Below are 12,343 nucleotides of genomic sequence, written 5' to 3' on the forward strand. Positions count from 1 at the left end.
TTCGTTCAGCGTTGGGTGGTCGCGCAGGGGACACAGGTCTTCGCCGCCGGGCGCGCCTCCAGCCGTTCGACGGCTATGGGGCGCCCGCATCGCTCGCACACTCCGTAGGTGCCGTCGCGGAGCCGTTCCAGAGCGGTGTCCAGGTCGGCGAGATGGCGTCGTGCCTGGTCGAGCAGGGCCTGGATGTGGGCGCGTTCGAAGGCGGTGGACGATCCTTCCGGGTCGTGTTCGTCGTCGGTGGCCACGAGTGCGGCCGACTGGACGACGGCGTCCCAGTCGCGCCGCAGCGCGGCGGCCCGCGCCACGGTCCGCTCGCGGTCGGCGTCCAGCAGCTCCCGCATGGCCGCCCGCCCGGCAGGAGAGAGCACGGTGTCCCGGGGTCGCTCGGCCATCACGGGGCCTCACCTCCTCGTCCCAGCCTAGAAAGATGCCCGAGGTGCTCCCTACCACATGTCCGGCATGATCGCGGATTTCGGTGGGGGACGGTCAAGTGATGCGACCCGGGAGCGTGGAATTCGGTGGTGCCGCCGTGGATGATCGCGGGTCGTTGATATGGGGAGAGCTGCAACCTTTCGCTCGATGGTTCGCGTTGGGAACGGGCGAGAGGAGATCGCTTTGACTGATCACGACGGCTTCCGCGAGTTCGTGCTCGCCCGTCAGCAGGCGCTGATGCGGATGGCTTACTTGCTCACGGGAGACGCCTATCTCGCCGAGGACCTCCTGCAGAGCGTCCTCATCAAGATCGTGGGGAAGTGGCCCAAGCTGTCCAGGGCGGGCAATCCCAAGGCATACACGCGTAAGGCGCTGGTCAACCAGTACATCTCCTAGAGGCGCCGGCCGTATCCCGAGTCGCCGAGCGCGGACCCGCCCGACCGCGGCTTCTCCTACGAAGAGGCCGCGCTCAACCGGATGGTGCTGCGCCAGGCGCTGGCCAGGCTGACCCCCAGCCAACGCGCCGTGATCGTGCTGCGCTTCTGGGAGGACCTCACCGAGACGCAGACGGCCGAGGCGCTCGGCTGCTCCGTCGGCACCGTGAAGAGCCAGGCCCATCGCGCGCTGGCCCGCCTGCGTTCGGTCGCGCCCGAACTGGCGCATCTGCTCTCTGATCCCGAGGTCGCGGAGGTGGCTCGATGACAAGGCTGCGTGAGGCGCTGGACGGCATCGCCGACGAGGCCCCGCCTGCCGACCGCACTGTTGATCGACATGCGCACCGGCAGGACGGTCTCGGTGCCGGGCAGGTACGAGGCGGTCAGCATCAAGGACGGCGTCGCCGAGCTGGTCCGGTACCGCCAGACCGACGTGTGGCTGATGCCGGTCACCGGCGGCGGCGAACCGGTGCGTTTCGCCGGAAAGTTCATCATGTTCAGCGAACTGGCCCCGGACGGCCGGACAGTGGCCGCCTTCGAGTGGCCGGAGTACAGGGAGGGCAGGCTCGCCCTCCTCGACACCAGGACCGGGCGCGTCCTGCGGAAGGTCACCATCCGGGGCCTGCCCGAGGGCCGTCACGGCGCCGTCTCCGGCACCTCCGTCTGGCGAAGCGGTTCCGTGCTCACGATCACCTACACGGGCCCGGCCTTCTCGGGCACCTTGGCGGTCGACGTCAACACCGGACAGGCCCGCCGGCTCACCCACCTCCCCGGCACCGCCGCGAAGAACGTGATCCTGCCGGGAACCGCCGGCATCGGATGAGGGATCCCCCTGGCCCGCCCCCCGGGCCAGGGGCCGGACCCTCCTTGACCTCGGCCGGCCCCTCGGAGAAGATCGTCGAGGGCGTCGAGGAGGCTGGTGGTGTCCGTGGCGTCGATGGTCCTGGCCTGCCTGTGCCTCGCCAGGGCCGCCCTGCTGCGCCACCAGGCACGCAGGCCGCCGGCGATCCGGCACCGCTAGCACGACATCCGCGGCCGCCGCGGGCCCTTCTTCCGGCTCGCACCGGATTCTCCAGGTGGCTCAAGAGCCTTGATCGTTTTATCGGGGATCGTCCCGGGACAAGCCGCTTGTGTGTAGTAGTGCACGCTCGGGGGCGTGTGTGTGTTTGTACGCAGAAGGGGGCTGGACGGCTGCCTAATGTGAGTGTCGTCCGGAGCGGAAAGCACCGAAAAAGGGGCTCGCTCCGGGCGCCGGAAATGATTCTCCCGGGCACTCTCATAGGAAAAGGAATTCGCTGTGTTGAAGCTTCGTCATGTTCTCGCCGGTACCGTTCTCGCCGGTGCGCTGGCGGCGGGGGTCGTGGCCGTGCCCGCTCAGGCGGCGACCGCGGGCAGCGCCTCCGCCGCCCAGGTCCAGTCCACGAAGCACTGGTTCGAGGGGTATTCGAGCTTCGGCCGGGGTGAGCACCGGAACGAGCGCTCGTACTACAAGGGTTACTGGTACTTCTCCGACGGCCGTTACCACTTCGACCTGAACGCCTGGGACCGTGACCGGGACCGGGAGAGCACGTACGTCGAGTTCTGGTACCACGACGACCGGGGCTGGCACCTGGGCCGCCGTTTCTCCACCCGGGGGCACGACGAGTGGAAGTTCAGCTACAGCCGTAAGGGCGGGTTCGACGGGTTCCGGGTGCGGATCGGTGAGGGCGGTTCGCGTGACCTCGACTGGAACAAGTACTACAACCGCTCCTTCTGACCTTCGCCGGGTCACCGCCAGAGGCCGCCAGGCCGGTGAGCACGCCGCGACGACGGTTCCGTGAGCGCCCCCTTCCAGTGGGTTTCCAGAGGAGCCCAAGACGTGCCGTCCAGCATCTGCACAGGGCCGCAGAGAGCGGTTCCGCGCAACAGATGAGGGGTGTGTGTCATGCGTGACACCTTCACGATCGACGACCTGCCCGCCGGGGTGTCCGAGCTCGCCGGCGAGGAGCTGGAGATCGTCGCGGGTATCCAGGCGCAGATGAAGCCCGGCTCGGGCTACGCCTGCAGCTCCGCCGCCAGCGGCATGGACTGCAAGAACGACTGACGCGGGCCGGGACCCGACGGTCCGGGCGGGCCGGGTACAGCCGAGCCCGGCCGCCCGCCGCGGGTCGCGGGACGCACAGGGGGAGCCGGTGCCCGCGGGCGCCGGCTCCCCGGTCCATGACGTGGAAGGAGCGCGGGACCGTGTTGTTGATCATCAGCAGCGCCCGTGACGACTCGGTGCGCGCCGTCCTGCCGAAGCTGGCGGCGCGCGGCGTGCCGCTGCTGTGGTGGGACGAGGCCGACTATCCCGCGGCCTGCACCCTCACCACCGGCTTCGCCGGGGGACGCTGGCAGCAGACGCTGACATACCGGGGCGAGACGTACGACCTGTCGAAGGTCACCGCGGTCTGGGACCGCCGGCCCGACCGGCCGTCCGCCGCCGGGGTGCGCGAGCCGTCGCAGCGGGCGTTCGCCGAGCACGCGGCCAGGCTGGCGCTGCGCGGCGCGTACCACCTCATGGTGAGGGCTCGGTGGATGCCGGCGCCGCCGCAGCACGCCGTGGCGGTGGACAACAAGCTGCTGCATCTGCACCGGGCCGTCGAGCTCGGGTTCACCGTGCCGGAGACGGTCGTGACGAACGACCCGGCCGCGCTCGTCCCGGCGTGGAACCGGGCCGGCGGCCGGCTCATCACCAAGGCGCTCGGCTACCACCCGTTCACCCTGGACGGCGAGGAGCGGCACCTGTTCACCACGGTGGTGCCCCGGCGGCGGCTGTCCGGCCGGCACCGGTTCCGGCACGGCCCGGCGATGGTGCAGCCCAACCTGCCGAAGGCGTACGAGCTGCGGGTGACCGTCGTCGGCGAGCGGGTGTTCGCCGCCCGGATCGACTCGCAGAACTCCCGGCTGACCGCCGTCGACTGGCGGCACTACGAGGACGCCAAGGTCGGCTACTCCGCCTACGACCTGCCGCCGGAGGTCGGGAAGCGCTGTGCCCGCCTGGTCGCCGGGCTCGGCCTGACCTTCGGCGCCCTGGACTTCGTCGTGACGCCGGACGGCCGGTACGTCTTCCTGGAGCTCAACGTCAACGGGCAGTGGGCCTTCGTCGAGATGCTCACCGGCCTGCCCATCGGGGACGCGATCGCCGACTGGCTCGCCGCCGCCACTCATATCGACTCCGAGGACCCCGCCGATGCCCACTGACTCCGGTTTTCCCGCCGACCTCGCCGACGCGGTCGCGCTGCTGCGCGGGCTGCCGACCCTCCGAGACGCGGTGGACGACGCGCACCGCCGCGTACGGGACTGGGGTGACCGGCGACCGCACCTGCGCGCCCAGCTCGTCGTCGACGAGCCGCCCGGCACGACCAGGGTCGGCTACGACCTGCTGCTCGACCACCCCGAGGGAGGTACGGTCGCGCTGTCCGCCGAGGTGGACGACGGCGTTCCCTGGCTCGTCGACCATTCCACGCACTGGGCGGCGGGGCAGATCCTCAGCGTCGACGGGATCGGGCTGCCGGTCGCCGCCGCGCTGTCCACCATCCGCGCGCTCGGCGACCGCGACCGGCGCCTGCACGAACGGCTGGTGGACCACCGCATCCTGCTCACCGAGCTGGCCGACGACCCGCACCCGCCGACGCTGGCCGAGACGCAGCGGGCCGCCGACGAGTTCCGCCGGCGACGCGGGCTGACCGGCCGGGACCGGACGCTGGCCTGGCTCGCCGAGGCCGGCCTGTCCGAGGAGGCGTTCCGCAGCCACGTCGAGACGCAGGCGCTCATCGCCCGGGTCCGCGAACGCTTCGCCGGTGAGCCCGCGCGGCGCCGTCTCGCCGAGCACCCGGAGGAGTTCGCCCTGCGGCGGGCCGCCTGGGCGACCGGACCCCGGGCGGACGGGTTGCGCCGCCTCCTCGACGGCCCGGCGGCCGACTTCGCCGGCCGGGTCGCCGCGGCGCTGCCGGCCGAGCGGGAACTCCGCCTCCAGGCCGCCGCGACGCTCACCCCCCGGCTGCCCGAGCCGCTGCGGGCCGCGTCCGCGGGCACGGCGGTCGGGCCGGTCCGCCACGAAGGCGGCTATCTGGCCGGGGTCGTGCACGAGGTCGTCCCGCCGGATCCCGAGGCGCCCGAGGTGCTCGACGCGGCGCGGGACGCGGCGTTCCAGGCGTGGCTGGACGAACGGCGGCGCGGGTCGGACATCAGGTGGTTCTGGCTGTGAGCAGGCGAGTGCCGCTGCGGATGCAGCTCGCCCGCAGCGACTGCGGCGCCGCCTGCCTGGCCATGGTGCTCGGCGGGCTCGGCCGCCGCACCAGCCTGGCCGAGGTGCGCGAACATCTCGCCGAGGGCGTCGACGGGGTGAGCCTGCGCGACATGATCCAGGCCGGCGCCCGGTTCGGGCTGCGGCTGCGCGCCTGCCGCGCCCCGCTGGACACCGTCGCCGGGCTGCCCGCGCCGTTCGTCGCCCTGTGGGAGAACAACCATTTCGTCGTGGTCGAACGGATCACCCGGCGCGGCGTCGCCGTACTCGATCCGGCGCGCGGACGGCGGCGGCTGTCGCCGCGGCAGTTCAGGGCCGGGTACTCCGGCACGGCGCTGCTGGCCGACGCTCCCGCCGGGCTCACCCCCGCCGCGAGGCCCCGGCCGTGGCGGGTGCTGCGCCCGCTGGTCGCGCCCGCGCTGGCGAACCGGCGGCTGGTCGTCGCCGTCCTGCTGGCCTCGCTCGGTGTGCAGCTCCTCGGACTGGTCGTGCCGCTGTTCACCAAGCTCGTGGTGGACCGGCCGGTGGAGCCGGAGGTGACGACGCTCGCCCTGGCCGCCGGTTGCGTCGTCCTCGGGCACGCGCTGCTCGCGTGGATCCGGGCCCGGGTGCTGATCAGGTTGCAGACCTCGGTCGCGGCCGAGGTGATGCGCAGGCTCGTCGGTCACACGCTGGCGCTGCCGTACCGCTTCTTCCAGCGGCGTTCCAGCGGTGACCTGCTGAGCAGGCTCAGCGGGGTGGCGATGCTGCGCGACCTGCTCACGGAACAGTCGCTGACCTTCCTGTTCGACCTGTTCACCGTCGTGTCGTACGTGACGCTGCTGTTCGTGGCCTCGCCCGGGCTGGCGCTGCTGACGCTCGCGGCCGCCGCCGCCCAGGCCGCCGTGGTGTCGGTCACCGCGGGCCGCGGGATGCACCTCGCGTTCGCAGCGCTGCACACCAACGCCACCACCCAGACCACCCTGGTCGACAGCCTCGCCGGCATCGAGGCGATCAAAGCCTCCGGCGGGGAGACGGCCGCCGTGTCCCGCTGGCGCGCCCACCACGACGAGGAACTCGTCACCGGGGCGGCCAGGGACCGGCACGTGGCCGGAGTGCAGGCGGCGAGCAACGCCCTGCAGACCGCGCTCCACCTGGGGCTGCTCGTCTTCGTGTTCGCCACCACCGGCGGCGGCGCGACGCTGGGCGACCAGCTCGCCCTGGTGACCCTGGCCGTGTCGGCGACCACGCCGCTCGCGTCGCTGCTCGGCATCGTGTACCAGCTCCAGCTCGCCGCCGCGCACGTCGGGCGGATCGCCGACCTGATGGGCACCGCCCCGGAACGGCCGGGCGGCGTCCGGCTGGACGGCGGGCTGCGCGGCGGCATCACCGTCACCGCGCTCAGCGCCGGCTACGACGTGCGCACGCCGGTGCTGCGGAACATCTCCCTGCGGGTCCCGCCCGGCGCGCGGGTCGCGCTCGTCGGCGCCTCCGGTTCCGGCAAGACCACGCTCGGCCGGGTGCTGATCGGCCTGGTGGAGCCCTCCGCCGGGCAGGTCCGCTTCGACGGGATACCGCTGGAGGAGCTCGACCGGCGGTGGCTGCGCGGGCAGGTGGGAGTCGTCACCCAGCAGCCGCACCTGTTCGCCGGCACCATCATGGCCAACATCGCCGGCTTCTCCAGGCTGAGCAGGCAGGCGGCCGAGCACGCCGCCCGGGTGGCCGAGATCCACGACGAGATCGTCCGGCTGCCGCAGGGCTACGACACCGACATCGGCGAGGGCGGCGCGCGGCTGTCCGGCGGGCAGCGCCAGCGGCTCGCCATCGCCCGCGCGCTCGCCGGCCGGCCCCGCATCCTGCTGCTGGACGAGCCGACCGCCAGCCTGGACGCGATCACCGAGGAACGCATCCGCCGCAACCTGCTGAGACTGGGCCAGACGCAGATCGTCATCGCCCACCGGCTGTCCACCATCCAGAACGCCGACCTGATCGTCGTCCTGAACCGCGGCCAGATCGTCGAAGCCGGCACCCACCAGGACCTCCTGGCCCGCGCCGGCCACTACGCCCACCTGGTCCGCTACCAGCACCAGGCCGCCGGCCTCGTCCCCGGCCTCCGCTGAGCGGAGCGGTGCTGCGGGCTACCAGTCGCGCCACCGGTCGGTGATCGAACCTTCGCCGATGCCCTGGCGGGTGGCCAGGGCGTCGACGTCGATTCCCGCCGCGCCGAGCGTGATGTCGATGTAGTCGCACAGCTCTTCGCGGTCCACGGTGTCGAAGTCGCCGTCCTCGTGGCTTTCCGCGATGTCGTTGAGCGCGAGGACCACGCGTTTCACCACGTCGAGAACCTCGTCGTCGGACGGCGTGCGCAGCCGGCCGAGGTCGGCCTCGAAGGCCGCCAGAGCGTCTTCGGTGGCGACGAGGAAGGGCTCGGGGTGGACGTGGCCTTTCAGCTGACGCCACAGCTCAGGGGGTTTCGTCACCGCACGATGGTAGATCGGTGGCCGCTCCCCGGTCGCTTCCCGGCGTGCCGGGGCTGACTCCCGTCACACGGCGAACAGCAGGGCGGCTGCACGACGCGAGGACGGGCCGGTGGCCGGAAGACCGGTAGCGTCGGGGGTATGCGGCTTCATGTGGGATGTGCGATGTGGACGCACGCGCCGTGGCAGGGGCGGTTCCTGCCCCATCCGCTGCCGCCCGGCGAGCGGTTGCGGGCTTATGCGACCTGGTGCGACGCGGTGGAGGGCAACACGACGTTCTACGCGACACCGGCGAAGAGCACGGTGGAGTCGTGGGCGCGGCAGACCGGGCCGGACTTCCGGTTCGTGGTGAAACTCCCGAAAACGATCACCCATGAGCGCCGCCTCACCGGGGTGGACGAGGAGCTCCGGTCGTTCCTGGACACGATGGAGCCGCTCGGGCCACGTATCCACAGCCTGTGGATACAGTTGCCGGGGTCGTTCGGGCCGGGGGACCTCGGCGCTCTGGCGGGATTCCTCCGCACGCTGCCGGGTTCGCAGCGGTATGCGGTCGAGGTCCGGCATCGGGCGTTCTTCGACGACGAGCGGTCCGCGCGGCAGCTCGAAAGGGTGCTGGCCGGCGTGGGCGCCGAGTGGGTCCCCTTCGACACCACCGTGCTCTTCCGCAGCCCGCCGACCAGCGACGCCGAGCGTGACGCGTGGACGAAGAAGCCGCGGGTGCCGCGCCGGTCGGCCGCCCTCACCGACCGCCCGATCGTCCGCTACCTGGGCAGGGACGCCGAGGAGGCCACGGTCGAGGGCTGGCGGCCGTGGGTCGGCACGGTCGCCGGCTGGCTCCGCGAGGGCCGCTCGCCGACGGTCTTCATCCACACCCCCGACAACGCCGACGCCCTGATGCTCGCCCGCCGCTTCCACGACGAGGTGCGAGCCCGCCTCCCCGAACTGGAGCCGCTGCCCGACCCCCTCCCCGCGGAGCCGCTCACCCTCTTCTGACCTGCCGGCGGGCCCCGGTACGGAAGGCTCACGCCGAAGCATGTAAAGAAAACTAGACATCGTGTCGCCATTGTTTTACATTCCTCTCAGATCCGACGAGACCTGGGAGTGGACGTGTCAATCGAAGAGAAACGCGTGTGGATCTACGCGATGGTGGCGATCGGCGTGCCGGTGGTCTACTTCGCGATCATCCTCGGCCGGCTCCGGACCACGGGAGCCGACGAGATCGCGTACGCGGGGCCGATGCTCACGGCCATCGTCGTCGCGATAGCCGCCAACGTCGGCGCGAACATCGTGGCCGGGATGCTCTCGCCCAAGGAGGCGAACCGGCGGGACGAGCGGGACGCGGACATCCAGCTGTACGGCAGGCGCCCGGAGTTCTACGTCCTGGCCGTCGGGGTCGTCGCGGCACTCGGCCTGACGCTGGCGGAGTTCGCGCACTTCTGGATCGCCAACACGATCTACCTGGCGTTCGTCCTGTCGGCGCTCACCTCCTCGGCCGCGCGGATCGTCGCCTACCGCCGAGGTTTCTGATCATGGTCAAGCCCACCAGGGTCACGAACTCGATCCGGGCCCTGCGGTTCACGCACGGCGAGATGACGCAGGCCGACCTGGCCGAGCGCGTCGGCGTGACCCGCCAGACCCTCATCGCCATCGAACAGGGCCGTTACTCGCCGTCGCTGGAGACGGCGTTCCGGATCGCCCGGGTGTTCGGCGTACCGCTCGACGAGGTCTTCCAGTATCCCGGCACGGAGGTGTGACGATGAAAGCGATGGTCAGAGAGGCATACTGCGCCCCGGACCTGCTGGAGCTCAGGGACGTCGGCAGGCCGGCCGTGGGACCTGACGACGTGCTCGTACGGGTTCGCGCGGCCGGCGTCGACCAGGGCGTCTGGCACGCCGTCACCGGCCTGCCGTACCTCACCAGGCTGGCCGGATTCGGGGTGCTGCGGCCGAAGTCCCCCGTTCCGGGGCTGGACGTCGCGGGGCGGGTGGAGGCGGTCGGCTCGGAGGTGACCCGGTTCCGGCCCGGCGACGACGTGTTCGGCGTCTGCGACGGGGCCCTCGCCGAGTACGCGTGCGGCCGGCAGCACAGGTTCGCGGCCAAGCCGGCGGGCGTCTCCTTCGAGCAGGCGGCGGCGGTCCCCGGCGCCGGCTACGTCGCCCTCCAGGGGCTTCGGGACGCCGGGCGGCTCCGGGCCGGGCAGCGGGTGCTGGTCATCGGTGCGGGCGGCGGCGTCGGGACGCTCGCGGTGCAGCTGGCCAGGGCGTTCGGGGCGCGGGTCACCGGCGTGTGCGGTCCGGGGAAGGCGGACCTGGTCCGCTCGATCGGCGCCGAGGACGTCGTCGACTACACCCGCGAGGACTTCGCGGACGGCTCCCGCCACTACGACCTCATCCTGGACACCGCGGGACACCGCCCGCTGTCCCTGCTCCGGCGCGCCCTCACCCCCCGCGGCACCCTGGTGATCGTGGGCAGCGAGGGGGGCGGGCGCTGGTTGCAGGGCGTGGACCGTCAGCTCCGGGCGCTGCTCCTCACCCCGTTCGTCCGCCAGCGGCTCGGCGCCGTGTTCTCGGCCGAGCGGGAGAAGGACCTCCTGCTGCTCCGGGAGCTGGTCGACACCGGCGCGGTCACGCCGATCGTCGACCGGACCTTCCCGCTCGGCGAGGTCCCCGCGGCCATCAGATACCTGCGGGAAGGCCACGCGAGCGGGAAGGTCGTCATCACCGTCTCCTAGGCGAGGCCGGTGACGACGTGGCAGGCCGGCAGGGGATACGCCGCGGCCGTGACTAGCTGCCGACCGGCGTCCCGGGAAGCGGGTCCATCACCCTCTTGGCCCGCAGGTCCTCCTCCTCGGTCTGCTGGATCCTGCTCATGGACAGGCGCAGCAGCGGCGGGGCCATCAGCGAGGTGACGATGGCGACCAGAATCACGATCGTGTACACCTCGACGCTCAGGATGCCCAGTCGCAGGCCCACCATGGCGACCACCACCTCGATCACCCCGCGGGCGTTCAGCCCGGCGCCCAGCGCCAGCCCCTCCCAGCGGGACAACCGGCTGGCCCGGGCACCGGCGTACGCGCCGATGAACTTGCCCAGGATGGCGATGGCGAGCACGGCCAGCCCGGCCACCAGCACCAGGGGGTCGGCCAGCGAGGTGAGGTCCATCCGCAGGCCGGCGGTGGCGAAGAAGATCGGCGCGAAGCCGGACAGCACCACGGTGCGGAGCGGGGCCAGCCTGGCCGGGTCCAGCCCCTTGCTGCTGCCGATCAGGATGCCGCAGACGAACGCGCCGAAGACCGCCTCCAGGCCCATCGCGTGGGTGGCCGCGGCGGAGAGCAGGATCAGCACGGCGGCGGTGGCCACGGTGGGGCCCGCCTCCGAGGAGCGCGCCGCAGCCTGGAGCGAGACGCGGACCAGCGGGCGGCCGACCGTCGCCGCGAACACCACGACGAGGACCAGGTAGACCAGGGAGGTGACGACGGTGCCGGTACGCAGGCCGGTGGTGGCCATCGCCGACACGATGGACAGCAGGAACCAGCCGATGGCGTCGTCGATCATGCCGGCGGTGAGGGTGAGCTGACCGATGTTCCGGTGCAGCAGCTTCATGTCCATCAGGGTCTTGGCGATCACCGGGATGGCGCTGACGCACATCGCCACGCCGAGGAACAGCGCGAAGACCGAAACGTCGGTGTTCGCCGGGATCAGCGAGGTGGGCATCAGGAACCCGGCGCCGATGCCGAAGGCGAGCGGCACCACCAGCCCGCCGAGGCTCACTCCGGCCGCCGTGCCCCCCTTCCGGCGCACCAGGCCCATGTCCATGTGGATGCCGGTGATGCCGACCAGCAGCAGCACGCCGATCTGGCCGACCGCGTCAAGCAGGTGGAACTGTTCCGTGGCGGCCGGGAACAGCCACTGGGAGAAGTCCGGCGCCACGTGCGCGAGGAAGGACGGGCCCAGGATCACGCCCACGGAGAGTTCGCCGACGACCGCGGGCATGCCGAAACGCATGGCGAGCCGGCCGAGCGCGATGGCCATCAGGAGTAGCAGGCCGATCTGTAACAGGAAAATCAGAAGTTGATGTGCGGGAATGGGCGCCACAGGCGCCTCCAGAGCGGCAAGCACGATGTGTCCTCCGTGAAAGATCGGGCCCCGTGACGAGCCTGTACTTTCCGCATGGTTCTGGCAACTGTGAAAAATTCCCCCGGGAGGGCACCCGGAGAACCCTGGAAAAATGATCAGCGTTGTCAGAAGGTGGAGATACGCCGCAAACCTCCGCCGACCCTCCCACCCCTCCGCCGCCGTACCCCCGTACGGCGGACGATGGAAGGAAGATCATGGCTTCGACATCCGTCGCCCTCCTGATGCTCGCCTCCGGCCTCGCGGCCGGCGGCACGCTCCAGGCGCAGGCCGGACCAGCGCCGGCGCAGGCTCGTACGGTCGCCGTCGCGCCGGCGTCCGGCACCGCCGCCGCGGCGCGGCCGAACCTGCGCGCCTGCTACGACGGCAAATGCCGGCTGACTCTCAAGAAGTCGGTGAAGTTCAAGGTCAGCCCCCGGTTCGGGGTCACCCAGGTGGCCATCTACCTGAGTTCGAGCCGGGTGCGGGTGAAGGCCACCGGACCGGGCGTGACGTCCCAGGCGTACCTCGGCCGCGGCACGTCGGGCTCGGTGAACGGCATCGGCGTGCGGGTGGTGTCGCTGTCCGGCGGCAAGGCGGTGCTCAGCCTCTCACCGGTGCGCTGACCCCGCTCGGGCCGGG

15 protein-coding genes and 1 pseudogene are annotated in these 12,343 nt (G+C 71.7%); 13 read left to right on the forward strand and 3 right to left on the reverse strand.

Annotation, left to right across the window (positions count from 1 at the left end):
• Positions 1-5: 5 nt before the first annotated feature.
• Positions 6-392, reverse strand: a complete 387-nt coding sequence (locus tag QSK26_RS23845; RefSeq protein WP_285777462.1) for a TraR/DksA family transcriptional regulator — start codon at positions 390-392, stop codon at positions 6-8.
• A gap of 223 nt (positions 393-615) precedes the next feature.
• On the opposite strand from QSK26_RS23845, the gene QSK26_RS41860 reads away from it, so the two are divergent.
• The 8 genes and pseudogenes from QSK26_RS41860 to QSK26_RS23880 all read left to right on the forward strand — a co-directional run bounded on the left by QSK26_RS41860 (position 616) and on the right by QSK26_RS23880 (position 7,232).
• A complete protein-coding gene (locus tag QSK26_RS41860) occupies positions 616-828 on the forward strand; it encodes a sigma factor (protein ID WP_352244382.1) in 213 nt (70 codons plus the stop codon).
• 63 nt (positions 829-891) lie between these two features.
• Positions 892-1,134, forward strand: a pseudogene (locus QSK26_RS41865) (sigma-70 family RNA polymerase sigma factor); the annotation flags it as partial.
• A 69-nt stretch (positions 1,135-1,203) separates the two neighbouring features.
• The gene (locus QSK26_RS23855) at positions 1,204-1,689 is read left to right on the forward strand and encodes a hypothetical protein (RefSeq protein WP_285777463.1); all 486 of its coding nucleotides are present in this window, start codon (positions 1,204-1,206) and stop codon (positions 1,687-1,689) included.
• Between the two features lie 474 nt (positions 1,690-2,163).
• The gene (locus QSK26_RS23860) at positions 2,164-2,622 is read left to right on the forward strand and encodes a hypothetical protein (RefSeq protein ID WP_285777464.1); all 459 of its coding nucleotides are present in this window, start codon (positions 2,164-2,166) and stop codon (positions 2,620-2,622) included.
• A 168-nt stretch (positions 2,623-2,790) separates the two neighbouring features.
• Positions 2,791-2,949 carry a hypothetical protein gene (locus QSK26_RS23865; RefSeq protein WP_285777465.1) on the forward strand — a complete coding sequence of 53 codons (159 nt, stop codon included), beginning with the start codon at positions 2,791-2,793 and terminating at the stop codon, positions 2,947-2,949.
• A 140-nt stretch (positions 2,950-3,089) separates the two neighbouring features.
• Entirely contained in the window at positions 3,090-4,088 is a 999-nt protein-coding gene (locus QSK26_RS23870) for an MvdC/MvdD family ATP grasp protein (protein WP_285777466.1), read from the forward strand.
• Positions 4,078-5,094 carry a TIGR04500 family putative peptide maturation system protein gene (locus QSK26_RS23875; RefSeq protein ID WP_285777467.1) on the forward strand — a complete coding sequence of 339 codons (1,017 nt, stop codon included), beginning with the start codon at positions 4,078-4,080 and terminating at the stop codon, positions 5,092-5,094. The genes QSK26_RS23870 and QSK26_RS23875 overlap by 11 nt, the downstream gene beginning before the upstream one ends.
• Entirely contained in the window at positions 5,091-7,232 is a 2,142-nt protein-coding gene (locus QSK26_RS23880; RefSeq protein ID WP_285777468.1) for a peptidase domain-containing ABC transporter, read from the forward strand. The genes QSK26_RS23875 and QSK26_RS23880 overlap by 4 nt, the downstream gene beginning before the upstream one ends.
• An 18-nt stretch (positions 7,233-7,250) precedes the next feature.
• Here QSK26_RS23880 and QSK26_RS23885 read toward each other — a convergent pair whose 3' ends face one another.
• The gene (locus QSK26_RS23885) at positions 7,251-7,592 is read right to left on the reverse strand and encodes a hypothetical protein (protein ID WP_285777469.1); all 342 of its coding nucleotides are present in this window, start codon (positions 7,590-7,592) and stop codon (positions 7,251-7,253) included.
• Between the two features lie 138 nt (positions 7,593-7,730).
• Between QSK26_RS23885 and QSK26_RS23890 the strand changes: the two genes are divergently transcribed.
• From QSK26_RS23890 to QSK26_RS23905, 4 genes are all read left to right on the forward strand, one after another.
• Entirely contained in the window at positions 7,731-8,582 is an 852-nt protein-coding gene (locus tag QSK26_RS23890; RefSeq protein ID WP_502888737.1) for a DUF72 domain-containing protein, read from the forward strand.
• A gap of 114 nt (positions 8,583-8,696) precedes the next feature.
• Positions 8,697-9,116, forward strand: a complete 420-nt coding sequence (locus QSK26_RS23895) for a hypothetical protein (protein WP_285777471.1) — start codon at positions 8,697-8,699, stop codon at positions 9,114-9,116.
• A gap of 2 nt (positions 9,117-9,118) precedes the next feature.
• On the forward strand, positions 9,119-9,343 hold the full coding sequence (locus QSK26_RS23900) for a helix-turn-helix transcriptional regulator (RefSeq protein WP_285777472.1): 225 nt from the start codon (positions 9,119-9,121) through the stop codon (positions 9,341-9,343).
• A 2-nt stretch (positions 9,344-9,345) separates the two neighbouring features.
• A complete protein-coding gene (locus QSK26_RS23905; RefSeq protein WP_285777473.1) occupies positions 9,346-10,320 on the forward strand; it encodes an NAD(P)-dependent alcohol dehydrogenase in 975 nt (324 codons plus the stop codon).
• A gap of 52 nt (positions 10,321-10,372) precedes the next feature.
• Here QSK26_RS23905 and QSK26_RS23910 read toward each other — a convergent pair whose 3' ends face one another.
• On the reverse strand, positions 10,373-11,620 hold the full coding sequence (locus QSK26_RS23910) for a cation:proton antiporter (RefSeq protein ID WP_285777474.1): 1,248 nt from the start codon (positions 11,618-11,620) through the stop codon (positions 10,373-10,375).
• A gap of 299 nt (positions 11,621-11,919) precedes the next feature.
• On the opposite strand from QSK26_RS23910, the gene QSK26_RS23915 reads away from it, so the two are divergent.
• Positions 11,920-12,327, forward strand: coding sequence for a hypothetical protein (locus QSK26_RS23915; protein WP_285777475.1), 408 nt, complete (start codon positions 11,920-11,922; stop codon positions 12,325-12,327).
• Positions 12,328-12,343 lie beyond the last annotated feature (16 nt).

Source organism: Microtetraspora sp. NBRC 13810, assembly GCF_030268685.1.
Taxonomy (GTDB): domain Bacteria; phylum Actinomycetota; class Actinomycetes; order Streptosporangiales; family Streptosporangiaceae; genus BSRQ01.